The sequence below is a fragment of the Streptomyces cathayae genome (assembly GCF_029760955.1).
Classification (GTDB): domain Bacteria; phylum Actinomycetota; class Actinomycetes; order Streptomycetales; family Streptomycetaceae; genus Streptomyces; species Streptomyces cathayae.
Genome location: NZ_CP121682.1, coordinates 1,259,010 through 1,283,932, shown reverse-complemented (window position 1 = coordinate 1,283,932; position 24,923 = coordinate 1,259,010). Strand labels below are relative to the sequence as shown.

The following is a 24,923-nucleotide window of genomic DNA, read 5'->3' as shown; positions in this document are numbered from 1 at the left end:
CTCCGGTTCAGTTCGGCTCGACGAGGACGCGCAGGTTCTCGCGTACGAACGCCAGGGCGTCCTCCCGTTCGGCGGGCGAGGCCGCGTCGACGAGCACATGACCCATGCGCTGCGACGAAGAGGTGAGGGGCCGCACGGTGTCCCCGGCGGTCTTGCGGAGCCGCACGCGGACGACGGCGGGGTGGGCCTCCACCTCGGCGACCCCGCGGATCTCGCGGATGGTGCCGGGCGCGGCGGTGGGGAAGACGGTGGCGGCGTGGCGCACGGGCGCTTTCGGCAGATCGGGCAGCGGCAGGCCGAGGGCGAGCCGCACCACGGCCTCGTACACGTCGAAGCCGTAGGTGAGGCCGATCGCGTCGGGCAGGTAGTCGCCCGGCGTGCGGACGGCGACCTCCATCAGCGCGGGGCCCCGGGCCCCCACCTTGAACTCCAGGTGGACGAGACCGGTGCGCATGCCGATCGCCGTGAGCACGCCCCGGGTCAGCTCGCGCACCCGCGCGTTCGGGCCGGGCGCGAACGCGTGACCGCAGCGGTGGGCGAGCTCGACGAAGTACGGCGGCGAGGTCGTGTCCTTGGCGGTGACGTTCTCGAACAGCACCTCGCCGTCGCGGACCAGCGCCTCCCAGCTGTACTCGGGGCCCTGCACCGCCTCCTCGACCAGCACCGGTCCTTCCCCGGCACGGCGGGCCACGGCCTCGTCGACACCGGCGGCGTCCCGGACGAGCTCCACGCCCTCGCTGCCCGCGAGGGTCAGCGGCTTCACGACGACGGGCAGCCGGCCTTGCATCCACGCGGCGCCGTCGGCGATGCCCGCCACGTGCAGGTGCTCCGGCTGGGACACGCCGTACGCGGCGAACGTGGCGCGCTGCAGGGCCTTGTTGCGGGAGATGACGGCCGCGTGCAGGGACGGTCCGGGCAGACCGAGCCGCTCCTGCGTGAGCGCCCCGGCGAGGACGTGCGGTTCGGCGAACGCGATCAGGCCGTCGGGGGCGCGCTCCGCGGCCGCCCGCGCCACGGCGCCCACCCACGCCTCGTCGCCGTGGCCCTCCACGCGGTGGAAGGAGGCGGCGAGGTGCGTGGGGCGGCTGTCCCACGCCGCCGCCGACTCCACGGCCCGGACCCGCACGCCGAGGCGGGCGGCGGCGTCCAGGTAGGGGCGGCCCATGGTGCCCACACCGACGAGAAGCAGGTCCGGCGGATCGCCGGCCGTGCGGTGCGGTGCGGGCGTCGCGGCCGTGCGGTGCGGGTCGTGCGCGTCGGTCATCGCGCGGTCCCTTCGGCGGTCTCGGCGGACAGGGCGGGGGCGGGCGGCACGGGGGCGTTCGCCAGGGCGCGGGTGACGGGCGTGACGAACAGGGCGGCCACGGCGAACACGGCGGCCAGTCCGATCCACCCGGCCGGCCCGGCGGCCATCACCACGGACGTGATCAGGGCGGGTCCGGCGATGCGCTGTGCGGTGTTGCCGAGGCTGAACACGGACAGGTAGACGCCCTTGCGGTCCTCGGGCGCGTGGTCGTAACTGAGCTCCCAGCCGCCGGTGGCCTGCCACATCTCGCCGAACGTCAGCAGGACGCACGCCACGACGAGCGCCACCGCCGCGGCCCAGGCGGAGTCCGGTCCGGCGGCGACCGCGAGGGCCACGCAGCACAGCACCATGGCGACACCGCCGAGGCGCAGGGCGCGGACGGCTCCGCCCTCGCGTTCGGCGGCCTTGGCGACGGGCACCTGGAGCGCGATCGACAGCAACGTGTTGACCAGCACCAGGCCGGGCAGCAGGGCGGCCGGCACCTCGGTGGCCTCCAGCACCCACAGCGGGATGCCCACGGACAGGATCGTGACGTGCAGGTTGAGCACGCCGTTGAGGACCGTCAGCAGCCCGTACCGCCAGTTGCGGAACTGCCGTACGGCCGTGAACGCGCTCACCTTCCGCTGCGGCGTGTCGGCACCGGCGATGCGCAGCCGGGTCAGCATGAGGGCCGAGACGACGAACGCGGCGGCCGTGCCGAGGACGATGCCCCGGTACGTCCACACGCTGTCGGCGGCGATGAGCGGGGTGGCCAGCAACGCTCCCAGCGAGAACCCGGCATTGCGCACGGTGCGGATGATGGCCATGGTGCGGGTGCGGTCGCTGCCGGCCACGGTCGCGGACGCCACGGCCTGCGTCATCGGCTGGGTGGCCGCCTCGGCGGCGGCCAGGCAGCACGACACGACGGTGAACAGGGCCAGGCCCTCGGCGAAGCACAGGGCGACGAAGCCGCCCGCCCGCCACACCTGCAGCGCGATCAGGGTGCGCTGGGCACCGAACCGGTCACCGGCCGCACCGATCGGCACGGTCGTGAGGAATCCGGCGACCCCCGCCACCGCGAGCGCGAAGCCCACCTGGGCCGGGGTCAGGCCCACCGAGCGGACGAAGAACACCGCGGACGCGGCCAGATAGAGGCCCGTGCCGATGGCGTTGACCAGGGAGATGACCGCGAAGGTGCGGCCGGCCGGCGTCGCCGGGACGTAATCCCGCCAGCTGATGGATCTCACTGCTGCCCCTGAGGGTCGGTGCGGACGGAGACGAGGGACACCGCGTGCTCGGCCCGGCGGACGGCCGCGGACACGTCCGGGCCGGTCGCGACGGCGAAACCGGCCCGCTCCCACGAGCTGGTGGTGGCACGGACGACGGCCCCGGGGGCGACGGTCAGGTGCAGCTCGTGCACCCCCTCCGCGGCCCGCGCCTCCTCGGCGCCGGTGACCGACTCGACCCGGCCCGGCTCGGCCGTCAGGAACCGCACGGCGGCACCGCGCCGCACCGGCAGCGGGCCGACCGGTCCGCGCCCCTCCAGGACGCACAGCAGATCGCGGAGGATGTCGGTGTCGTGGGCGAGGTCGATCAGGACCGTGATGCCCCCGCCGGGAAGCCGGCCGGCGCACTCCACCAGGTGCGGGCGGCGGTCGTCGCCGACGAGGATCCACTCGGAGTGCAGGACACCGGAGCCGAAACCGACGGCGGCGGCCAGCCCGGTGAGCGCGTCGCGCAGGGCGTCGGCGGTGGCCGCGTCCAGCGGGGCCGGCACCGCATGGCCGGTCTCCACCGGGTACCGGGAGTCCAGCACGCTCTTCGCGGTGATGTTGGTGAAGCCGACGACGCCGTCGTGCACGACGGCCTCCACGCTCACCTCGGGCCCGTACAGGCGCTGTTCGACCAGATAGCGGGCGGTGCCCGGGTACTGGGCGCGCAGCGTGGGCTCGTCGGCCGTGGTGGTGTGCCGCCAGGCCGCGGTCACGTCGTCGCCGGGACCGAGGAGCTGCACCCCGAGGCTGGCCTGCCGGCCGGCGGGCTTGAGGACGGCCTCGCCGCCGTGCGCGTCCCGGAACGCGGCGACCTCCTCCGGCCCCGCGACGAGGGCCCAGGCGGGCTGGTCGACGCCGCTGCCCGCCAGGGCCTCCCGCAGCAGGCCCTTGTCACGCAGCACACGGGCGGCCTTGGGGCCGGCACCGGGCAGGCCCCACTCCTCGGCGAGGGCGGCGGCGACGACCACGCCGTACTCGACGACCGGCACCACGGCGCGGACGCGGGGCGGCCGGGGCACCGTGGAGCCGATCCGCTCCGGGTTCCGCTCGTCCTGCGAGGGGGCCGGCAGCAGCGCCGCCACGCTCGGGTGCTCGTCGGCGAGCCCGGCGATGCCCCGGGCCGCGATGACCGCCGGCTCCTCCAGCACCAGCACCGACCCCGCGGGCAGCCGGCCGTCCAGCTTGCCGAGCATGACGGGGCTGTAGCCGACCAGGACGTGGGTGACGGTGTCGGGCACCGGCGGCGGGACGGGCGTGAGGTGGAGGGTGACGGCCCCGCGCACCCGCGCCTCGAGCGCGTCGAGCTCGGCGACGGTGGGCGCGTCGATGAAGAAGGACAGGGCACGGTCCTCCGAGCTGCGCAGTTCGCCGAGGACCGTGCCGCGGTCCCGGTGGACGAGGACGGCACGCAGCGCCGGCGCGTCCTGGGGTGCGCCCGGTGCGATACGCGGCCACAGACCGCCCTCGCCGACCCAGGCGGGCGTGACGTCGAAGCCGTCGACGGTGACGTCCCGCAGCACGCCCGCCCCGTGCTCCAGGTAGACCTGGCGGGCGACCCGGGCGGGCGCCGGGTACGAGGCGGGCTCGCCCAGGGCGATGCGCATGATCTCGGGCTCGAGCGGGGCACCGGTGGCGAGTTCGTACAGCACGCACAGACCGTCGCCGGGCGTGCGGGCGGCGACCTCCATGAGCACGGGACGGTCGGTGGCGTCGACACGCCACTCGGCGTGCGCGATGCCGTCGCGGAAGCCGAGCTGTTCCAGCATGCGGGCGTTGGCGTCGAGGAGGGCGCGGTCGTGCTCCGGACGGTCGCTGGGCACGGTGTGGGACAGCTCGACGAAGGTCCGGGCGTGGCTGTCGGTGGTGTCCTTGCGGGTGGCGGACGCGAACAGGATCCGGCCGTGCTGCACCAGTGACTCGACGGAGTACTCCTGGCCGATGACCTTCTCCTCGACGAGCACCGTCTCGTGCGCCGGGTAGGCGCCGAGCCGCTGCCGCAGCTCCCCGGCGGTCCCGACGGTCTCCACCCCGGAGCTGGAGTGGCGGCCGGCGGGCTTGACCACGGCCGGGTAGCGGACGGCGGAGAGGTCGGCGGTGTCGCGTTCGCCGCCCGGGACGGTGAGGCTGCGGGGGCTGAACTCCGGCAGGTACCAGCGCTGGAGGTACTTGCTGCGGCAGGCACGGGTGGCGCGCAGCCCCGGGGTGGGCAGGCCGAGCGCGTCGGTGACGACACCGGTCGGCTCGACCTGCGTCTCGCCCACGGCGTAGGCGCCCACGACGGTGTAGGCGTCGCGCCAGCGGCGGACCGCGGAGACGACGCCGGGCAGATAGGAGTTCTCGAGGGTCACGTCGCCGTCGACGAACGCGAGGTCGTCGATGGCGGAGGCGGGGTGGCCGGGGTCCTGCCTGGCCCGCAGGGCCTCCTCGCGCCAGACGGACGGGGTGACGAGGAGGACCTTCAGGCCGCGGCGGGCGAGCTCCGAGAGGTAGAGGGGCGCCCGGCACACGACCAGGAAGGATCCGGTGAGCACAAAGGCGTCCGGGCGCGCTCCGGCGGGCTGCAACGTGTCCATGGGTCCGGCTTTCCTCGGTCGGTCGTACGGGCATCGGGTCCGGGCAGGTGCGGGGTGCGGGGCTGTGGTGTGCGCCGGGCCGCTCCCGTCCGGTGGGAGCGGCCCGGACGGCGGGCGCTCAGTCGAACCGGAGCTTGCCGGTGCGGGTTCGCTTCAGCTCGAAGAAGTCGGGGTAGTTCGCGAGGGCACGCGCCCCGTCGAAGATGCGCGCGGCCTCCTCCCCGCGCGGGATCGAGTTCAGGACCGGACCGAAGAAGGCGACGCCGTCGATGTGGAGGGTGGGCGTGCCCACGTCCTCACCGACCGGGTCCATGCCCTCGTGGTGGCTCTTGCGCAGCGACTTGTCGTACGCGTCGCTGTGCGCGGCCTCGAGGAGCGACACGGGCAGACCGGTCTCCTCCAACGCCTCGGCCGCGACGGCGAGATAGTCCTTGTTGCCGCCGTTGTGGATGCGCGTGCCGAGGGCCGTGTACAGGCCGGGCAGCGCCTCCTCGCCGTGCTGTTCGGCGACCGCCGTGCAGATCCGGGTGAGCGCGAGCGAGTCGTCCACGAGGGTGCGGTACCAGTCGGGCAGTTCCCGGCCCTCGTTGAGGACGTACAGGCTCATCACACGGAACCGCAGCGCGATGTCGCGGAGCGCGGCCACCTCGAGGATCCAGCGGGAGGTGATCCAGGCGAACGGGCAGGCCGGGTCGAAGTAGAAGTCGACCTCGGCGCGGGACGGGTCGCCGGCTGCGGGCGCGGTGCTGGGGTTCTTCACGCGGAGACCTCCGGGGTGGTGGCGAACGACTTGCCCTCGGCGTCCTTCACGTAAGTTGCCAAATCGGCGTACTTTTCGCGCAGTTGACGCTTGAGAACCTTACCGGTGACACCGACCGGGAAGTCTGCCTTGTCGTACACGATCTCCAGGAAGCCCAACCGCGGGTGACCGGCGGCCTCGAGGGACTCGTTGGCGAGGGCCAGCAGCTTCTCCGGCTCCGGGGCCGCGTCCGTGGTGACGACGGCGACGGGGACGACCTCGCCGTCCTTCCGCCCGGCGATCACCGCGACGTCCCCCAGGCCGGACACGTCGTTGAGGACGACTTCCTCCATGAACACCGAGTAGCCGGTGCCGCCCTTGGTGTGGATGGCGTCGACGGCGCGGTCCACCAGGAAGAAGTCGCCCTGGGAGTCGCGGTAGGCCATGTCGCCGGGCAGCCAGTATCCGGCCAGCTTGTGCTGGTAGGTGGTGCCGGAGTCCGACCAGTAACCGGGCGTGACGGCAGGCCCCTTGGCGGCCAGGTGGCCGACCTCGTCGTCGGCGGCGTGGCTGCCGTCGCCGCGCAGGACGGTGACCTCGGCGACGCCGACCGGCTTGCCGGCGCAGCGGTCGTTGCGCTCGGACTCGAGGGTGCGGACCTTCAGCAGCACACCCCAGCCGAGCTCGGTGGTGCCGAGCCGGTCGAAGAACGCCGCGGGTTCCCGGTCCGGGCCGCGCAGCGACAGCACCTTGGTGATGTGGGACTGGTGGACGGCGTCACCGATGGACACCCACACATCGACCGAGTCGAGCGAGCCCGGCTCCACCTCGGCACGGGCCAACTCGGCGTAGCCGTGGGAGAACGACATGACCGCGGTGGGCCGGTACTTCTCGACGTTGGCGGCGAGTTCGGCGCCGTCGAGGTCGCAGGGCGCCACGATCGGGGTGCCACCGAGGACCGCGTACAGCGTGTAGGCGATGCAGCCGAGGTGGGACTGCGGCAGGGCGGTCATCATCAGGGCGCCCGGCTGCTCGGTGTGGTCGACGAGGCGGAACTTGGGGCCCGACACGATCGACTTGTGCGTGTGGATGGTCGGCTTGGGACGTCCCGTGGTGCCGGACGAGTGCAGGATCGTGACCGGGTCGTCGTCGTGGTGGTTCCAGTACTGGTCCCCGGTGAGCGTCGCGGCCGGCGGGGCCGGGAGCTCCTCGGCCGCCTGTATCCACCGGAGGCCGAGGGCCGAGGTGTCGCCGAGCAGTTCCAGGCGGGCGCGGTCGGCGTACAGGCCGACGGGCGTGGTCTGCTCGATCAGGGAGGTGGCGATGGTCCGCGACGCGTTGGAGTTGATGAGCAGGGCGACCGCGCCGATCTGGGCGAGGGCGTGGAAGTGCAGCGAGTAGCTGACGGAGTCCTCGAACCAGACCGTCACACGGTCCCGGGGCCGTACCCCGCGCTCCAGGTACCAGGCCGACCAGCTCTGCGCGAGCGCGTCGAACTCGGCGAGGCTGAAAGCCTGCCGGGATTCGCCGTCCGGGGTGGCGATGGGGCGGGTGGAGTGGATGAACGGCACGCCGGGCGCCGGGTTCACGGCGAGTGCCGACCGCAGCAGGTTGCCGCCTCCGATGCCGGGATCGGCGGCGACGGCCGTGCGCTGCTCGGGAGTCAGGACGGTCGGAGCGAAGGTGCTCATGGAATGCCTTCCAGGAAGTGTCGGGTGAGGACGTGACCCGGCTCAGATCCGCGCGAACAGCGCGGCGCAGGTGTCCCGGTGGTGGGCGAGGTCGGTGCCGAGGTGGGTGCGGAGTTCGGTGAGGAGATCGGTGAAGTCGGCCTGCGTGCCGTGCTCGACGGTCTCCGCCAGCCGGCGGACGGCGTCGGCCAGGGCCTTGCGGGCCGGGGCCGCCTCGGGGTTGCCGTGCTGGACGTCCCAGTACACCTCGGGTGTGCCGGAGGCGATCCGGGCGAGCAGCGCGAGCAGGGCGTTCGCGGGTGGCGGCGCGGCGGCCCGCAGGTCCTCGGCGGGGACGTCCAGCCGGGTGAGGGCGAGGCCGAAGGAGAGCACCGCGGCGTGCACGAGGGTCTGCGAGGCGGCGGCCAGCCGGTCGTGCCGCTGTTCGTCGAGCCGGACGACGGTGGCGCCCCAGGTCTCCACGAGGGCGAGCAGTTCCTCCGTGCGGGTACCGGCGTGGACCACGACGGCGGCCACCGGGCGGCCCTCGAAGCCGAGGGACGGGGCGAACATCGGGTTCAGGCCGACTGCCTGTACCCCCGGGGCCTCGGCCCGGACGGCCCGGGCCACCGGGCCCTTGACGGACAGGGTGTCCACGAGGAGGGCGTCGGGCCGCAGTTCCGCGGCGAGGCCGCGGATCGCCTTGAGCGCCACCGGTTCCGGCACGGCGAGGACCACCAGGTCGGCGTGGCCGAGTTCGGCGGCCAGGCGGAAGTCGACGGCGGTGACGTCGCCCCGCAGACGGGCGGCCCGCCCGGTGCTCCCGTCCGGCTCGGCGGTGTCGACGACCGTCACCTGGACGCCGGAGGCGAGCAGCCGGTCGGTGAAGAGCCGGCCGACCGCTCCGGCCCCGCCGACCACCACGGCACGTCTGATCACGAGGCGCCTCCGTGACCGCTCCCGGGCGCCACGGGCTCACCACGGGCGGCGTCCCGGGCGGTGGCGAGGACCGCGGTGACCATGGCCCGCGACTTCACCACCGTCTCCTCGAACTCCTCCTCCGCGTCGGACAGGGCCACGATGGCACCGCCGACACCGAAGCTGACCCGGTCCGCCGTGGCCACCAGCGTGCGGATGACGATGCTGAGGTCGGCCGCGCCGCTGAGCGAGAACCACCCCAGCGAGCCGGAGTAGACGCCGCGCGGGCCCTCCTCCAGCCGGTCGATGATCTCCATCGTGCGGCGCTTCGGCGCGCCGGTCATGGAGCCGCCGGGGAAGGCGGCACGCACGCAGGTGACGGCCGTCTCGTCGGACCGCAGCGTGCCGCGGATCGTGGACACCAGCTGGTGCACGGGCGCGTACGTCTCGACGTGGAACAGCCGCGGCACGTGCACCGAACCGACCTCGGAGACCACGTTGAGGTCGTTGCGGATCAGGTCCACGATCATCAGGTTCTCGGCGCGGTCCTTCTCCTGGCTCATGAGGTCGCGCCGCAGCGCCTCGTCCTCCTCCGGGGTGCTGCCGCGCGGCCGGGTGCCCTTGATCGGCTTCGACTCGGCGACCCGGTCGGTGCCGACCGTCAGGAACCGCTCCGGCGACGCGCTCAGTACCGCCACCCCGGGATAGTCGAGCAGCGCGCCGTAGGGCACCGGGCTGATGCGCCTCAGGTGCGCGTAGGTGGTGAGCGGGTCGATGGAGGCCTGCAGGGTGACCGTGTTGGTCAGGCACACCTCGTACGTCTCGCCCTGGCGTATCTCCTCCATGCTGTGGGCGATCCGGTCGAGGTAGGCCTCGCGGTCGTGCCGCAGCCGGGCGGTGCCGGCCGCCGCCGGGTCGGTCATGCCGGTGCCGGAGAACCGGACGGGGCCGGCGTCCGTCGCGGGCGCGGGCAGCAGGCGCAGGCGCTTCTCCGTGTCGTCCAGCCAGCGCCGGGCGTCCGCGTCCTCGCCGCCCTGGGACAGGGCCAGCAGGTGGCAGACCCCCTCGACGTGATCGACGGCGAGCATGCGGTCGACGAACAGCAGTGCGGCGTCCGGGGTTTCCGCCTTGTACGCGGTCTCCGCACCGGTCTCGGCCTTGAGTTCGTAGCCGAGGTAGCCGAGGTAGCCGAGGTTGAAGTCGAAGGGCAGGCCGTCCGGAGTGGGGACGGCGCGCAGCCGCACCTGCGCGTCCAGGTAGTCGAAGAAGCCCTGTTCGACGATCTCGTCGTCACGGTCGGGCCGCCCCGGCGTCTCGACCGTGACGAAGCCGTCGGAGGAGCGGTACGTGACGTACTCGGCGAGGGGACCTCCGCCGTTCCCGAGGAAGGAGAAGCGGGACAGGCCCTCGATGACGCGGCTGCTGTCGAGCCAGAAGCCGTGGCTGCCGCCGGCGAACAGCTCGCGGTAGGCGGCCTCGGTGTCGGGACGCGTGCCGACCGTGCGCACGTGCACCGTGTACGGGGCGGTGGCCCGGGACGCGTCGGACGTACCGGCCGTGCCGGGCACGGCACGGCGGCCGTGGGCCAGTGCCAGGTCGCGGAAGTTCGCAAGGAGTTCGCGGCCGTACTCGCTGCTGATGGACTCCGGGTGGAACTGCACGCCCCAGACCGGCAGGGTGCGGTGCCGTACGCCCATCACCACGTCGTCGTCCGTCCAGGCGACGGCTTCCAGCACGTCGGGCAGGTCGCCGGCGGCCAGGGAGTGGTAGCGGACCACGCCGAAGGGGCTGGGCAGGCCCTCGAAGAGGTCGGCGCCGGTGTGCCGCACGGCGGAGACCCGTCCGTGCATGGGCTGCGGCGCGAGCCCCACCTCGCCACCGAAGAGACGCGTGATGCCCTGGTGGCCGAGACACACCCCCAGGACCGGCAGCCCGCTCTCCAGGATCGCCCGGGCGCTGATGCCGAAGTCGCGCTCCCGGTCGGGCCGGCCGGGGCCGGGGGAGACGACGATCGCGTCGTACTCGTCGAGCCCCAGGCTTTCCCAGTCGGTGTCGTTGCGGACGACGACCGGCGGGCGGCCGTTCACCTCGCCGAGGAGCTGGTAGAGGTTGTAGGTGAACGAGTCGTAGTTGTCGATGAGCAGAGTTCTCATACGGAGTCCCCGATCACCTGGTTCTCCACCCGGCAGGTCTCCTCGATGACCAGGTCGTAGAGCCTGCGGAGGAATTCCGGGTCGACGCCGTGCAGTTCACCGAACCGTGCCGCGCGTTCCTGCACCACGCCGATTCGGTGCGGCTGCATCATCGGAACGTCGTGCTCTCGTTTGAAGTGCCCGATGTCGACGCACTTCTGGATGCGCTCGCGTATCACCTCGAGGAAACGGGCGTCGATCTCGTCGAGATCGGACCGCAGCTCTTCCAGGGTGACTGTGGATTCCTGGTGTGTGTGCATGGATAGCCCCTCCCGTCCATTCCACGCCCGAACTCTGCCCAAAGCGTGGGGCGCCCCGCCATACGTTCGATGGGTCGGGTCCCCGCACTGCACAGAATGCAGGGGTGTGTACCGGCGCGAACCATGACATACCGGCAGCTCTACTCGCGTCCGGAGACCGGGCGCCGACCCGGCCGGGTCGGCCTCCCCGGGGAGGAAACGGCCGGAAACATCACGGTTCCGCACCGGCAGAGGCGGATGAACCGGCACATACATGACTTCTTATTGGCCATTCGCTGGCCGAAGCTTGCCAACCGTGCCGATCTGCTCCCATAGTTTCCTGCGATCTCGGAGGAAGAAAAAGCATCTGATTCAGGGGGAGAAATGTGTGCGCCGGACTGCGGGGAGATCGCGGAGACCAGCCTTGGTGAAATGCTGGCGGCACAGGCCGCCGCTCGTCCGGACCACGTCGCCGTGCTCCACGAAGGCGACAGCCTGACCTTTCGCGAGCTCCATGACGCCGCCACCGACCTGGCCCGCTGCCTGCGCGGACTCGGTGTGACGGGCGACCGGACGGTCGGCGTGTTCGCCGAGCCGTCACTCGCCCTGATGGTCGGCGTCTGGGGGGTCCTCTACTCGGGGGGCGGATACCTTCCGCTGTCCCCCGACTATCCCGATGAGCGTCTGCGCTTCATGCTGGAGCAATCCGGTGTGCGTGTGATTTTCGCTCAGGAGGAAATCCGTGGACGGCTCACGGAAATCGCTCCGGCGGAACTCCGGATCATCACCCCGGGCGACGTCTCGGAATTCCTCAAGAATCATGGGGACGATCAGGGGGACCCTCCCCTGGAGCAGCCCCGCCCGTGCGATCTCGCTTATGTCGTCTACACCTCGGGAAGCACCGGAAAGCCCAAGGGAGTCATGATCGAGCATCGGTCCGTCGTCCACCAGATGAGGTGGCTCGCGACCACGTACGGGCTCGGTGCGGACGCCGTCGTCCTGCAGAAGACACCGATGAGTTTCGACGCCGCGCAATGGGAGATCCTGGCCGTCGCGCACGGTGCGCGCATCGTCGTCGGAACCTCCGGAATTCACCGCGACCCGGTCCGCATCGTCGAAACGGTGGAACAGCGCGGAGTGACCGTCCTGCAGTGCGTCCCCACACTGCTCCAAGCGCTCGTCGACACCGACGAACTCCACCGCTGCGTTTCCCTGCGACACCTTTTCAGCGGCGGTGAGGCGCTTTCCCGTTCCCTGGCCGGGACATTCCTCGGAATACTCCCGGGCTGCACGCTGGTGAACCTCTACGGGCCCACCGAGTGCACCATCAACACCTCGGCCCGCACCGTGGACCCGGCCGACCTCGGCGACGGCGCCCACGCGGTGACCATCGGTACACCGGTGGCCGGAACCCGCTACCACATCCTCGGCCCCGGCCTGCGGCCCGTGGCACCGGGGGAGACCGGCGAGCTCCACATCAGCGGCGTGCAGCTCGCCCGCGGCTATCTGCACCGCCCCGACCTCACGGCTGAACGCTTCATCGACAGCCCGTTCGGCGACCCGGCACCGCACGACCGGCTCTACCGCACCGGCGACCTCGCCCACCACAACCCCGACGGCACCGTGCAGTTCACCGGACGCGCCGACAACCAGGTCAAGCTCCGCGGCTTCCGCATCGAACTCGACGAGATACGCCTCGCCGTCGAGGCCCACGACTGGGTCCGCAACGCCGCCGTCCTCGTCCGCGACGACCACCGCACCGGCTTCCAGAACCTGGTCGCCTGCATCGAACTCAGCCCCCGCGAGGCCGCGTTGATGGACCAGAGCGACGCCGGCGACCACCACCGCTCCAAGGAGTCCAAGCTCCAGGTCAGAGCCCAGCTCTCCGACCCCGGCACCCGCGACGACACCGAACTCACCGGACGGCCCGTCGTGGAACTCCCCGGGGCCACGGCCGACGCCGAGCAGCGCCGCCGTGCCTTCGCCCGCAAGACCTACCGCTTCTACCAGGGCGGCACCGCCACCGCCGACGACGTCCGCACCGCCCTCACCCGCGGGGCACCGGCTGCCGCACCCCGCCGTCCCGAGGACCTGACCCTCGCCGAACTCGGCCGTCTGCTCCGGAACTTCGGCCCCCACCGCAGCCCCGAACGCCTCCTCGCCAAGTACGCCTACGCATCACCGGGTTCGCTCTACGCCACCCAGCTCCTGGTGGAGGCCACCGGCATCGCCGGCCTCGCCCCCGGCACGTACTACTTCCACCCGCAGCGCCACCACCTGGTCCGGACCGGCGGCACCACGCGCCAGGAGCCCGGCGTCCGGCTGCACTTCCTGGGCCGGCGCACGGCCATCGAGCCCGTCTACAAGCGGAACATCCAGGAAGTCCTGGAACTCGAGACCGGCCACATGCTCGGCCTCCTCGACGAGATCCTGCCCGGGTACGGTCTCACCCTGCACGACCTGCCGTACGACGCGGCCGTCACCCGGCAGCTCGACGGCGCCGACGGCGACCACTACCTGGGCTCCTTCGCGCTCGCCCCGCACACCGCCCCCACCGGCCCCGACCCGGTCGACGTGTACCTGCAGGTCCACCCCGGCAGCACCATGGGCCTGCCCACCGGCCAGTACCTGTACGAGGACGGCGGCTGGCGGCGCCTCGGTGCCGGGCTGGTCCTCAAACGGCACGTCATCGCCATCAACCAGGGTGTCTACGAGCGTGCCTGCTTCGGCGTGACCCTGGTCAGCCGCACCGGCCCACAGTGGCGCCGCTCCATCGACCTGGGCCGCGCGCTCCAGCGGCTCCAGCACAACGAGTCCGGCCTCGGGCTCATGTCCTGCGGGTACAGCTCCCGCACCGGACACGACCTGCCCGCCGCCCGCCGGATCACCGCCCTCCTGGAGGAGAGCGGACGGCCCACCGGCCCGTGCTACTTCGCCGTCGGCGGCCGGATCAGCGAACACCAGCGGGCCCACGAGGGCATGGACGAGGACAGTGTCCATATGAAGGGCCCCGCTGAGATGATCAAGGATGATCTCGGCGGGCTGCTGCCCGACTTCATGCTGCCCCACCGGATCCTGGTGCTCAACCGGCTCCCGCTCACCGCCAACGGCAAGGTCGACGCCACCGCCCTCGCCGCCCGCGTCGACGAGGCCCTCGCCCGGGACGACCGCCCGCTCGTCCCGCCCCGCACCCGCACCGAGACACGGCTGTGCGAACTGTGGAAGGCCGCGCTGAAGCGGGACACGGTGTCCGTCCGCGACGACCTCTTCGCCTGCGGCGGCAACTCGATCGTCGCCGTCGCCCTCGTCCACCGCATCAACCGGGAGTTCGGCACCCGGCTGCCGCTCCAGGTGGTCTTCGAGGCGCCCACCGTGGAACGGCTCGCCCAGCGTGTCGACACCGCCGGAGGGCAGGGCGCCTCCCGACTCGTCCCGCTGCACACCACGGACGGCGGCCGGCCCGTCTTCTGCTGGCCCGGCCTCGGCGGCTACGCCATGAACCTGCGACTGCTCGCCACCCGAACGGCCGGCGACCGGCCGTTCCACGGCGTCCAGGCACACGGACTGAACCCCGGCGAGACCCCGCACGGCAGCCTGCCGGAGACGGCCGCGGCCGACGTGGCGGCCATCCGGGCCGTCCAGCCCACCGGCCCCTACACCCTGTGGGGCTACTCCTTCGGCGCCCGCGTCGCCTTCGAGGCGGCCTGGCTGCTCGAGCAGGCGGGCGAGGAGGTGGACCACCTGCTGCTCATCGCCCCGGGGTCCCCCCGGCTCCCGCGGACCGCCCCGCCGAGCCCGGCAGGGGCGGCGGTCTCCGGGGGAGACGGCGACCCGGTGACGGACTTCACGGACCGCACCTTCCGCACCATCCTCTACTCCGTTTTCGCGGCCGGCACCGACGGACCGCTGCTGGAGGAGTGCCTGCGCCACGCCACGGACCAGGAGTCCTTCGCCGACTTCGTCGCCCGCCGCCTGCGCCGGCTCGACCCCGGCACCGTCCGCCGCATCATCCGCCTCGTCCGCCGCACCTACGACTGGCTGCCGGCCGACCGGCGCATCACGGCACCGGTCACCGTCCTCACGGCCCGCGGCGACGAGGAGTCCCACCTGGAGCGGCTGCTCGCCCGCACCGGTACGCCCACGACCGCCGTCCGCCTCGACGCCGACCACTACGGCGCCCTGCGCGACCCGGGCGTGGACGAACTCAGCAAGACCATTCACCGAGAATCGAGGAGGATCCCGTGCCGCACGTGACCATCAGCCACTTCCCGAAGGACCTCGACGAGGCCGGACGGGAACGTCTCGTCACCCGCCTCACCGAGGCGGTCCGCGACGCCTTCGAGGTGGAGGAGGACGTGGTCTCCATCGCGCTCCGCCCGGTGGCGCCCGAGGCCTGGGACGAGGAGGTGTACCGGCCGGAGATCGCGGCCCGCCCCGAACTGCTGGTCAAGCAGCCCGCTTACTGAACCCCGGCCCACCGGCCGGTGTCCGGGACCCCGGGGGAAAGGCCGCCGGGAGGAGTTGTGACGGCACGCCCCGCATGCTTCTGACGCGAACATGGCGTTGAATGAGGCTGCGCGGAGGGCTCTTCAACGGAGGTGCGGATGCGTTGTCCTGTCGTACGGAAACCGGTGCTCCTGGCAGTCCTGACGGCCTCCGCCGTCGTGGCGTCGGTCGGAGCGGCCGCCCCGCCCCCCGCCGCGCACGGCGGGTCCGGCGGGCCCGCCCCCAAGACACCCGTGGCGGTCGGACACGGCGGCGCGGTCTCCAGCGTCGACGCCGACGCCACCGCCGCCGGGATCGAGGTCCTCAGGAAGGGCGGGAACGCCGTCGACGCGGCTGTCGCCGTCGCCGCCGCGCTCGGCGTCACCGAGCCCTACTCGGCCGGCATCGGCGGAGGCGGCTACTTCGTCCACTACGACGCCCGCTCCCGCACCGTGCACACGATCGACGGACGCGAGAGAGCCCCGCTGACCGCCGACTCCGGCCTCTTCCTGGAGAACGGCACGCCGATCCCCTTCGCCGAGGCCGTCAGCAGCGGCCTCGGCGTCGGCACCCCCGGCACGCCGGCCACCTGGCAGCGGGCGCTGGACCAGTGGGGCAGCAAACGGCTCGACACGGTCCTGGAGCCCGCCGAGCGGCTCGCCCGCGACGGTTTCACCGTCGACGAGACCTTCCGCGCGCAGACCGCCGCCAACGAGACCCGCTTCCGCCACTTCCCCGCCACCGCCGAGCTGTTCCTGCCGGGCGGCCGGCTCCCGGTGGTCGGCTCCACCTTCAAGAACCCCGACCTCGCCCGCACCTACGCGGAGTTGCGCCGCAAGAGTGTCGACGCGCTGTACCGGGGCGGCATCGGCCGGGACATCGTGAACACGGTCAACAAGCCGCCCGTGGACCCGGGCTCCGGCTGGAACGCCCGCCCCGGCGAGCTGTCCCCCCGGGACCTCGCGGCGTACCGGGCCATATCCCAGCCGCCCACGAAGACGGCGTACCGCGGCCTGGACGTCTACTCCATCGCGCCCTCCTCCTCCGGCGGCACCACGGTCGGCGAGGCCCTCAACATCCTGGAGCGCACCGACCTCACCCGGGCCGACGACACCCGCTACCTGCACCGCCTCATCGAGGCGAGCCGCATCGCGTTCGCGGACCGGGGGCGCTGGCTCGGCGACCCCGCCTTCGAGGACGTCCCCACGAAGGAACTGCTCTCCCAGCGGTACGCCGACTCCCGCGAGTGCCTCATCGAGGACGACGCGGTCCTCACCAGCCCGCTCGCCCCCGGCGACCCGCGCGATCCCGCACCCTGCGCGACGGGGGGCACCGCGGCGCCGACGACGTACGAGGGCGAGAGCACCACGCACCTGACCACCGCCGACCGGTGGGGCAACGTCGTCGCCTACACCCTCACCATCGAGCAGACCGGCGGCAGCGGCATCACCGTGCCCGGCCGCGGGTTCCTGCTCAACAACGAGCTGACGGACTTCTCCTTCGCCCCGGCGAACCCGGCCGTGCACGACCCGAACCTGCCGGGCCCCGGCAAGCGGCCCCGGTCCTCGATCGCCCCGACGATCGTGCTCGACCGGCACGACCGGCCGGTCGTGGCGCTCGGTTCGCCCGGCGGTTCGACCATCATCACCACCGTGCTGCACACCCTCACCGGGTTCCTCGACCGAGGCCTGCCGCTGGTCGACGCGATCGCCGCGCCGCGCGCCAGCCAGCGCAACACGGCCCGCACGGACCTCGAACCCGGTCTGTACGACAGCGCGCTGCGGCAGAAGCTGGAGGCGATCGGGCACTCGTTCCAGGAGAACCCGGAGATCGGCGCGGCCACCGCCGTGCAGCGGCTGCCGGACGGCCGATGGCTCGCCGCGGCGGAGCAGACCCGCCGCGGCGGCGGTTCCGCGATGGTCGTACACCCGGAGCACCGCTGACGCGGTGACGCGGTGACCGGTGATGCGGCCCGCGGGCCGGGAACGGCGCCCTCCGGCACGGTGAGCGAGGGCCGGAGGGCCGTCCGGCCACCCTCACCGCCCGGAAGCCGGCGCCTCTCCGGGCCAGGGCCCGGCCCCTGTGTCCGGGCCTGCCCTGCCTCGGTTCCGGTGCCGGGTCCGCTCTCGTCCGCTGGACCCGGCCCCGTCCGGAACGTGAGGCTCCTGTCCGCTCACTGTTCGGGAGCCTGCGGCTCCCCGCGCCAGGGCCCGGCCCCTGAGTCCGGGGCCGCCCCTGCCTCGGTTCCGGTTCCCTCGGGCTCGGTGCCGGCCCTCGCCCCGGTCCGGAACGTGAGGTTCCCGTCCGCCGTGTCCACCGTCACCCGGTCGCCGCCCCGGACACTGCCGTCCAGCAGCAGCCGGGAGAGCTGGTTGTCGACCTCGCGCTGGATGGTGCGGCGCAGCGGCCGGGCCCCGTACTCGGGCTGATGGCCGCGCCGCGCCAGCCAGTCCACGGCGGAGTCGGTGAACTCGACCGTGACGCCCTGGCCCCGCAGGCCGCGCCGCGTCCCCTCCAGCAGCAGATCGGTGATCTGCCGCAGCTCCCCGGCGGTGAGCTGGCGGAACACCACCACCTCGTCGATCCGGTTGAGGAACTCGGGCCGGAAGTGCTCCCGCAGCGGCCGCAGGATCTGCTCGCGCCGCGCCTCCTCGTCCGCCTCCGCGCCGCCCGTCGCGAAGCCCAGCGTGGCACCGCGGCGGGTGATCGCCTCGGAACCGAGGTTGCTGGTCATCACGATGACGGTGTTGCTGAAGTCGACCGTCCGGCCCTGGGAGTCGGTCAGCCGGCCGTCGTCCAGGACCTGGAGCAGGATGTTGAAGACGTCGGGGTGCGCCTTCTCCACCTCGTCGAGGAGCAGCAGCGAGTACGGATGCCTGCGCACCACCTCGGTCAGCTGCCCCGCCTCCTCGTGGCCGACGTACCCGGGCGGGGCACCGACCAGCCGGCTGACCGTGTGCCGCTCCTGGTACTCGCTCATGTCGAGGCGGACCATCCGCTCCTCGCTGCCGAACAGGGCCTCGGCCAGCGCCCGGGCCAGCTCCGTCTTGCCGACGCCGGTCGGCCCGAGGAACAGGAAGCTGCCGATCGGCCGGTCGGGGCTGGCGAGCCCGGCCCGGGAGCGCAGCACCGCGTCCGAGACCACCCGCACCGCCTCGTCCTGGCCGACGACACGCTGGTGCAGGTGCTCCTCGAGGCCCAGCAGCCGGTCCTTCTCCTCCTCGGTGAGCCGGCTGACCGGGACGCCGGTCTGCCGGGACACCACCTCCGCGATCACCTCGGCGTCCACCACCAGACTCTGGCCCTCGTCGACCCGGCCCTCACCGCCGGCCTCGGCGATCCGCTCCTTCAGCTCGCCGATGCGGTCGCGCAACTGCGTCGCCTGCTCGTACTTCTCGTCGGCGACCGCCTGGTCCTTGTCGCAGGTCAGCTGCTCCAGCTCCCGCTCCATGGTGCGTACGTCCGTGCCCTTGGTCCGGGCCCGCAGCCGCACCCGGGCGCCGGCCTGGTCGATCAGGTCGATCGCCTTGTCCGGCAGGCGACGCTCGCTGAGGTAGCGGTCGGACAGCTCCACGGCCGCCACCAGCGCCTCGTCGGTGTAGCGGACCTGGTGGTGGGCCTCGTACCGGTCGCGCAGTCCGCGCAGGATCGCGATCGTGTCCGCGGGCGTGGGCTCCGGCACCATGATCGGCTGGAAGCGGCGGGCCAGCGCCGCGTCCTTCTCGATCCGCCGGTACTCCTCCAACGTGGTCGCGCCCACGATGTGCAGCTCACCGCGGGCCAGCGCCGGCTTGAGGATGTTGCCGGCGTCCATCGAACCGCCCTCGCCGCCGCCTCCGGCGCCCACGACGGTGTGCAGCTCGTCGATGAAGACGATCAGCCGGTCGGAGTGGGCGCGGATCTCGTCGACGATGGTGTTCAGCCGCTCCTCGAAGTCGCCCCGGTAGCGGGTACCGGCGACCACGCCCGCCAGGTCCAGGGAGACCACCCGCCGGGTCATGAGCACATCGGGCACGTCCCCGTCGGCGATCCGCTGCGCCAGACCCTCCACCACGGCGGTCTTGCCGACGCCCGCGTCACCGATCAGCACCGGATTGTTCTTGCCGCGCCGGGAGAGCACCTCGACGGTCTGCTCGATCTCCTCCTCCCGTCCGATCACCGGGTCGATCCGGCCCTCATGGGCCAGCTCGGTCAGGTCACGGCCGTACTTGTCCAGCGTCGGCGTGCCCGTCGCGGGGCGGGGCCGCTCGGTGCGCGGCGGTGCGGCGTCCGGCGCGGCGTCCGGCAGCGGCATCCCGGCGGAGGTGAAGTGGGCCGAGTTCAGGATGTGCCCGGCGGCCGAGTCGGGGTTGGCGGCCAGGGCGCTGAGGACGTGCTCCGGGCCGATGTAGCCGGCCCCGGTCGACCGGGCCATCTCGTGGGCGTCCAGCAGCGCCCGTTTGACGGCGGGGGTCAGCGAGAGCGACGTCGGCGGCGGGGCGTCGTCCGGCCCGTGCTGGACGGGCCCGGACCGTTCGTCGATCTCCGCCGCCAGCGAGTCGGGATCCGTGCCCGTCCGGCTGATCAGGTCGCGGGTCGGATCGGTGGCGAGCGCGGCGCGCAGCAGGTGCTGGGTGTCCAGGTCCCGGCTGCCGTGCTCGGCGGCGTACTGCGCGGCGCCGCGCACCAGTTCCCTGGCCGGCTGGCTCAGCAGCCGGCCGATGTCGATCTGCCGGGGGCGCGGCCCGCCGAAGAAGCGTGCGAGGAATTCTCCGAAGGGGTCCGAGCCGTAGCCCTGCGGACCCGTGAACCCGCTGCTCATGGACATCCGTTCCGGCGCCCCCGCGGGATCCCCCTGGGCCGGGCGGAACCGGGAACCCGAAGGAGCCCCGGGGCGCGCTCACTGCTCGACGTACGGTCGGTCCGGACGCGGGTGCCCGGCCGTCTCCCGGTTACACCCGTGCGTGTTCCCGCGGTGCGCAGGGTGCCCGCAGGTGTGCGTGTGGCGTGTGTGCTGCCTGCGTCGCGCTCGTAGAACACCTTCGCACGATCGCTTCGGCGCAGCACTTCGGAAGCGGGCCGGGCGGAGCAGGTCCGCGGCACGCCCGCGGGGCCTTGCGGCAGCCGGTTTCACCGGGCCGTCAGGACGCGGGGGCCGGCGGTGGTGATCGCGACGGTGTGTTCGGCGTGGGCGGCGCGCGAGCCGTCGACGGTGCGCAGGGTCCAGCCGTCGGGCGCGGTGCGAAAGCCGTCGGTGCCGCCGCCGATGAGCATGGGCTCGATCGCCAGCACCATGCCGTGCCGCAGCGGCATGCCCCGGCCCGGCCGGCCCTCGTTGGGGACGGGCGGGTCCTCGTGCATACGACGGCCGATGCCGTGCCCGCCGAAGCCGTCCAGGATGCCGTAGCCCGCCGCGCGGCACACCGTGCCGATCGCGTGCGCGATGTCCCCGATCCGGTTGCCGACGACGGCGGCCCCGATGCCCGCCGCCAGGGCCCGCTCGGCGGTCTCGACCAGCCTCACGTCGCCCGCGCGCGGGGTGCCCACGAGGAAACTGATCGCCGAGTCGCCGACCCAGCCGCCCAGTTCGGCACCGAAGTCCACGGACACCAGGTCGCCGTCACGCAGCCGGTAGCCGTCCGGGACGCCGTGCACGATCGCGTCGTTGACCGACGCGCAGATGACGGCGGGGAACGGGGTCGGGGCGAAGGACGGCCGGTAGCCCAGGAAGGGCGAACCCGCACCCGCCCCGCGCAGCACCTCCCGGGCCACCTCGTCCAGCTCCAGCAGGGACACCCCCACCCCGGCGGCCTTCCGCACGGCCTTCAGGGCGTCCGCGACGACCTGGCCCGCCTCGTACATCGCGTCGATCGACCTGTCGGTCTTCAGCTCCACCATGCCAATTACTATACCGGTATTAGAATGACGGCATGGTGCGCACCCCTCTCACCCCCGAAGAACGTGAACGCGGCGAGCGGCTCGGCCGGCTGCTGCGGGAGGCGCGCGGCGACCGGAGCATGACGCGGGTCGCGGCGAGCGCGGGCATCTCCCCGGAGACCCTCCGGAAGATCGAGACCGGGCGGGCCCCCACCCCGGCGTTCTTCACGGTGGCCGCCCTCGCCCGCGCGCTCGACCTGTCGATGGACGAACTGGTGAACCGCTGCGCCCCGGCCGCACCGCCCGCCGGGCCGGCGGCCGTGCCCTCCGTCCCGCCGCCCGCCGTGCCGCCGCCGGTCGCCGCCTGAGCCCGGGGCCGGGACTCGCCCACCGGAGTGCGAATCATGATCGACCCCGCGGGTTGGCGACGATGGTCTTGGCAAGGCCGCCCGAGAGGCTTACCGGGTTCCTTGCAGAAAGCCCCGGCGTGAAGGACTCCGTTGGGAAATCCGTGAATCGGCCGTGTGGGCGGCGTTGTTGCGCGGGCCGGCCATGACGCGCGGGAGCCGGCCGATATGGATCTTGGAGTCGTCCTCGCGGAAGGTGCGGTCCCGGACGTGGTGCAGAAGATTTTCGATCTTCCAGTGCCCTCTGATCCACGCGGCGAGCTGAGCGCCGCTCACGGCTCCCGGCGGCAGGCTGGTGAGCAGGTAGACGCGCTCGATGGTGAGCTTTCCGCTGCTGAAGTCCTTGCGCCGGCGCACGACCTGGAGGGCCTGGCGGGCGTCGGGATGGTCGATGTGCGCGAAGGCAGCGGTCTTCAGGCGGTGGTGGGTCCGGGTTCACTCGTGGTGGTCGAGCGTGATCTCGCGCCGGGGCAGGCAGCGGACGCGGTCGAACAGGGTGGGGTGGTTGGCCTTGACCTGGGCGATGTAGTGGGCGCCGCGTTCGCGGAGGTAGGTGGCGTGGGCGTGCTGGGTGTGCAGGGCATCGGCGGTGATCACCTGGTCTCTTGCGAGGAGGCCCCGGCGTTCACGCCGGGGTGGGGGCACCTCCCGCTTGCGGGGGAGAATCGCATTCCGCGACAGCGGCGCGGGACGTCGCGGCGTCCTGCCCCCTCTGAGCATGGAGTGCCGCTGTGGCTTGCCCGGTGGGACCGGGGCAGGCGAACGTGTGTGCCGGTGTTCGCTGGTGGGGGTGGTCGGGGCGGGAGAGGGGTGCGGGTGTGCGGATCTCGTGCGTACGGTCGCCTCGCAGGGTCGGCGCGGCCGGAATGCGGGAGGGGGTGAGGGTGTGGCGCACGCAGCAGGGGCCGACAGGACGGGGCATGCCCGGTACACCTACCGGCTGCGGGTGTCGTCGACCGCCCGCACCGCCCTGCTCGCCGAGTGGGACCGCTGCCGCTGGGTGTGGAACGAATGCGTGGCCAAGTCCCGCCAGGTGCACGCCCACAACAAGGTGCACCCGGACGATGGGCTGACGTGCGGTCCGGCCCGGCTCGACAAGATGCTGACCGAGGCCCGTGCCCGTACGCCATGGCTCCGCGACGGCGCGAGCGTCCCCCAGCAGCAGACCGTCCGGGACTTCGCCACGGCTCGTTCCAAGGCGCTGAAGGACATCGACAAGCGTCTCCCGGTGAAGCGACGTGCGGGAATGCCGCGCCACAAGAAGAAGCGCGAGGCCGCCCCGAGCCTGAACTACACCACCCGGGGCTTCCGCCTGAAGGACGGACGTCTGCACCTGGCAGGCAAGATCGCCCTGACGGTGGTGTGGTCGCGGGACCTGCCCTGCGCACCCTCGTCGGTGCGGGTGTACCGGGACAGCGTCGGCCACTGGTACGCGTCGTTCGTCGTCGCCACCGAAGCCCAGCCGCTCCCGGCCACGGGCGCTGTGATCGGCGTGGACTGGGGCGTCCAGCAGACTGCGACCACCACGTCCGACGCGCACGACCTGCCGCACGCCGAACACGGCAAGCGGGCCGCGCAGCGCCTCGCCCGCTATCAGCGGATGATGGCCCGCCGCAAGCCCGCCCGCGGGCAGGCCGCGTCCAAGGGTTACCGGCGGGCGCAGGCCCAGGCCGCGAGACTGCACAAGAAGGTGGCCCGGCAGCGGCAGGACACCGCCCGCAAGTGGGCCAAACGCGTCGTGACCGACCACGACGCCGTCGCCGTCGAGGACTTCCGGCCGAAGTTCCTCGCCCGCACCACCATGGCCCGCAAGGCCGCCGACGCCGCGATCGGCGCCACCAAACAGGCCCTGATCGAGATGGGCCGCAAGCACGGGCGGGACGTCCGCCTGGTGCACCCCGCGCACACCACCATGGACTGTGCGTCGTGCGGAGCGAGAACCAAGCACGCACTGCCGCTGTCGGAACGTACCTACACCTGCACCGCCTGCCGGGCCGTCTCCCCCAGAGACAAGAACTCCGCACGCGTGATGCTGGTCCGGGCTGGTCTCAACCCGGCTGGTGCCGAGGGCACAAGACCGCCGGGAGCGCTGCTCCCGGCGGCAGCCTGAGCCAGGAATCCCCCTCCTTCTCCAGGAGGGGGAGGATGTCAATGAGGTGGGTTTTGTAGCCGCACCAGCCCGAGCCTCGCTTGAGGCCGTAGCGGGCGTCGGGGCCGTAGGGCGAGGAGAGCCGGCGTTCGCCAGCACGTGTGTGGAGTCGGTGCGCTGACGTCCTTTGGACCGCAGCAGCCCCAACGCGGGGATCCGCTCCAGTACCAAGTCCAGAACCTTCGCCTCCAGACCGTGCGCGATCAGCCGGGTACGGAAGCCGCTCAGGACGGAGAAATCGAACCCGGGGTCGTCCAACTCAAGGCCGAGGAGGTATTTCCAGTCCATGCGGGCCCGCACCTGGCCAGCGGCCTGCCGGTCAGTGAGGCCCTCGGCATATTGCAGGACCGAAACCAGCGCCAGCGCACCGGGCGGCACGGCCGGACGCCCCCGTGTTGCGAACGCCTCGGCGAAGGACCCGTCCTCGAACAGCGGGCCGAGAGCTTCCCGCACCCGCACCGCGAGCGAGCCCTTGGGGAACGACGCCCGCACCACCCGAGCGGTCAGCTTCGGCACCCCACAGTCATCCCACGACTCCAACGACACCCAGCCCACCTTTCGCTCCGACGAACAGAACGATCATGCCGACTTCAACGAGTCAACGAGGCCGGTTTACGGATTTCCCAACGGTGTCGTTCACGCCGGGGATGAATGCATCTCAGGGCCGTTCTGAGGTGCACTTCAGAACGGAGGTTTCTGCTGCTCCATGTGCTGACGGACGATCGCCAACGGCGCCCCATCGCACGACGCGGAGAAATACGAGGGTGACCACAGGTGCCCGTGCAGGACGGCGCGGTTAATGTGGCCGGTGAACTCTCCCCCCGGCCTGCGGCTGGGAGGTGTCCCCAGCCGTATCCGGCGAGCTAAGACGCCTTCGAGGCTGTTGACCAGCTTGGAGACGGCGACCCTGGGCGGATAGTGCACCAGGAGGTGGACGTGATCACGTTCGCCGTTGAACTCCTTCGGCTCCGCCTCGAAGTCCTCGCGCACCTTGCGCATGCTCTCTTCGCAGCGCGCCGGCATCTCGTCGTCGAACACCCCGCGCCGGTCCTCCGTCACGAAGACCAAGCGCGCATGCAGCGCCGAAACCACCTGTCGGCCACGCCCGCACTCCGCGCCTGCCAGGCTTTTGGCCG

General features: G+C 72.5%; 18 protein-coding genes and 1 pseudogene. 5 read left to right on the top strand and 14 right to left on the bottom strand.

From position 1 onward, the window contains the following. Nucleotides 1-7: 7 nt before the first annotated feature. The 8 genes from PYS65_RS05825 to PYS65_RS05790 form a co-directional block, all read right to left on the bottom strand. Nucleotides 8-1,264 carry an ATP-grasp domain-containing protein gene (locus tag PYS65_RS05825; protein ID WP_279332706.1) on the bottom strand — a complete coding sequence of 419 codons (1,257 nt, stop codon included), beginning with the start codon at nucleotides 1,262-1,264 and terminating at the stop codon, nucleotides 8-10. Beyond that, nucleotides 1,261-2,532, bottom strand: coding sequence for an MFS transporter (locus PYS65_RS05820; protein WP_279332705.1), 1,272 nt, complete (start codon nucleotides 2,530-2,532; stop codon nucleotides 1,261-1,263). Before PYS65_RS05820 ends, PYS65_RS05825 begins: the two co-directional genes overlap by 4 nt. Continuing rightward, on the bottom strand, nucleotides 2,529-5,132 hold the full coding sequence (locus PYS65_RS05815; RefSeq protein WP_279332704.1) for an ATP-grasp domain-containing protein: 2,604 nt from the start codon (nucleotides 5,130-5,132) through the stop codon (nucleotides 2,529-2,531). Before PYS65_RS05815 ends, PYS65_RS05820 begins: the two co-directional genes overlap by 4 nt. Before the next feature lie 118 nt (nucleotides 5,133-5,250). Beyond that, nucleotides 5,251-5,892, bottom strand: coding sequence for a mycothiol-dependent nitroreductase Rv2466c family protein (locus PYS65_RS05810; protein ID WP_279332703.1), 642 nt, complete (start codon nucleotides 5,890-5,892; stop codon nucleotides 5,251-5,253). After that, nucleotides 5,889-7,562 carry a class I adenylate-forming enzyme family protein gene (locus PYS65_RS05805; RefSeq protein WP_279332702.1) on the bottom strand — a complete coding sequence of 558 codons (1,674 nt, stop codon included), beginning with the start codon at nucleotides 7,560-7,562 and terminating at the stop codon, nucleotides 5,889-5,891. Before PYS65_RS05805 ends, PYS65_RS05810 begins: the two co-directional genes overlap by 4 nt. A gap of 42 nt (nucleotides 7,563-7,604) precedes the next feature. Further along, the gene (locus PYS65_RS05800) at nucleotides 7,605-8,480 is read right to left on the bottom strand and encodes a prephenate dehydrogenase/arogenate dehydrogenase family protein (RefSeq protein WP_279332701.1); all 876 of its coding nucleotides are present in this window, start codon (nucleotides 8,478-8,480) and stop codon (nucleotides 7,605-7,607) included. Next, complete coding sequence (gene pabB, locus PYS65_RS05795) at nucleotides 8,477-10,612, bottom strand: aminodeoxychorismate synthase component I (protein ID WP_279332700.1); 2,136 nt, start codon at nucleotides 10,610-10,612, stop codon at nucleotides 8,477-8,479. The genes PYS65_RS05800 and pabB overlap by 4 nt, the downstream gene beginning before the upstream one ends. Further along, entirely contained in the window at nucleotides 10,609-10,911 is a 303-nt protein-coding gene (locus PYS65_RS05790) for a chorismate mutase family protein (RefSeq protein ID WP_279332699.1), read from the bottom strand. Before PYS65_RS05790 ends, pabB begins: the two co-directional genes overlap by 4 nt. Nucleotides 10,912-11,322: 411 nt before the next feature. On the opposite strand from PYS65_RS05790, the gene PYS65_RS05785 reads away from it, so the two are divergent. The 3 genes from PYS65_RS05785 (at nucleotide 11,323) to ggt (ending at nucleotide 17,318) form a co-directional block, all read left to right on the top strand. Continuing rightward, nucleotides 11,323-15,144, top strand: coding sequence for a non-ribosomal peptide synthetase family protein (locus tag PYS65_RS05785; RefSeq protein WP_279332698.1), 3,822 nt, complete (start codon nucleotides 11,323-11,325; stop codon nucleotides 15,142-15,144). Beyond that, nucleotides 15,132-15,356, top strand: coding sequence for a tautomerase family protein (locus tag PYS65_RS05780; RefSeq protein WP_279332697.1), 225 nt, complete (start codon nucleotides 15,132-15,134; stop codon nucleotides 15,354-15,356). The genes PYS65_RS05785 and PYS65_RS05780 overlap by 13 nt, the downstream gene beginning before the upstream one ends. A gap of 138 nt (nucleotides 15,357-15,494) precedes the next feature. After that, nucleotides 15,495-17,318, top strand: coding sequence for a gamma-glutamyltransferase (gene ggt / locus PYS65_RS05775; protein WP_279332696.1), 1,824 nt, complete (start codon nucleotides 15,495-15,497; stop codon nucleotides 17,316-17,318). 230 nt (nucleotides 17,319-17,548) lie between these two features. Here ggt and PYS65_RS05770 read toward each other — a convergent pair whose 3' ends face one another. Further along, nucleotides 17,549-20,176, bottom strand: coding sequence for an ATP-dependent Clp protease ATP-binding subunit (locus PYS65_RS05770; RefSeq protein ID WP_279332695.1), 2,628 nt, complete (start codon nucleotides 20,174-20,176; stop codon nucleotides 17,549-17,551). A 308-nt stretch (nucleotides 20,177-20,484) separates the two neighbouring features. Then, complete coding sequence (gene map, locus PYS65_RS05765) at nucleotides 20,485-21,252, bottom strand: type I methionyl aminopeptidase (protein ID WP_279332693.1); 768 nt, start codon at nucleotides 21,250-21,252, stop codon at nucleotides 20,485-20,487. 32 nt (nucleotides 21,253-21,284) lie between these two features. Here map and PYS65_RS05760 point away from each other — a divergent pair, with 32 nt between their 5' ends. Continuing rightward, nucleotides 21,285-21,599 carry a helix-turn-helix domain-containing protein gene (locus PYS65_RS05760; protein WP_279332692.1) on the top strand — a complete coding sequence of 105 codons (315 nt, stop codon included), beginning with the start codon at nucleotides 21,285-21,287 and terminating at the stop codon, nucleotides 21,597-21,599. A gap of 90 nt (nucleotides 21,600-21,689) precedes the next feature. On the opposite strand, the gene PYS65_RS05755 is transcribed toward PYS65_RS05760, so the two are convergent. Then, nucleotides 21,690-21,995, bottom strand: a complete 306-nt coding sequence (locus tag PYS65_RS05755) for a hypothetical protein (protein WP_279332691.1) — start codon at nucleotides 21,993-21,995, stop codon at nucleotides 21,690-21,692. Nucleotides 21,996-22,073: 78 nt separating this feature from the next. Beyond that, on the bottom strand, nucleotides 22,074-22,235 hold the full coding sequence (locus tag PYS65_RS05750; RefSeq protein ID WP_279332690.1) for a hypothetical protein: 162 nt from the start codon (nucleotides 22,233-22,235) through the stop codon (nucleotides 22,074-22,076). Between the two features lie 289 nt (nucleotides 22,236-22,524). Between PYS65_RS05750 and PYS65_RS05745 the strand changes: the two genes are divergently transcribed. After that, nucleotides 22,525-23,748, top strand: coding sequence for an RNA-guided endonuclease InsQ/TnpB family protein (locus PYS65_RS05745; RefSeq protein WP_279332689.1), 1,224 nt, complete (start codon nucleotides 22,525-22,527; stop codon nucleotides 23,746-23,748). A gap of 258 nt (nucleotides 23,749-24,006) precedes the next feature. Here PYS65_RS05745 and PYS65_RS35355 read toward each other — a convergent pair. Together PYS65_RS35355 and tnpA are read right to left on the bottom strand one after the other, a co-directional pair. Further along, nucleotides 24,007-24,279, bottom strand: a pseudogene (locus tag PYS65_RS35355) (transposase); the annotation flags it as partial. A gap of 189 nt (nucleotides 24,280-24,468) precedes the next feature. Beyond that, nucleotides 24,469-24,912 carry an IS200/IS605 family transposase gene (gene tnpA / locus PYS65_RS05735; RefSeq protein ID WP_279337866.1) on the bottom strand — a complete coding sequence of 148 codons (444 nt, stop codon included), beginning with the start codon at nucleotides 24,910-24,912 and terminating at the stop codon, nucleotides 24,469-24,471. Nucleotides 24,913-24,923 lie beyond the last annotated feature (11 nt).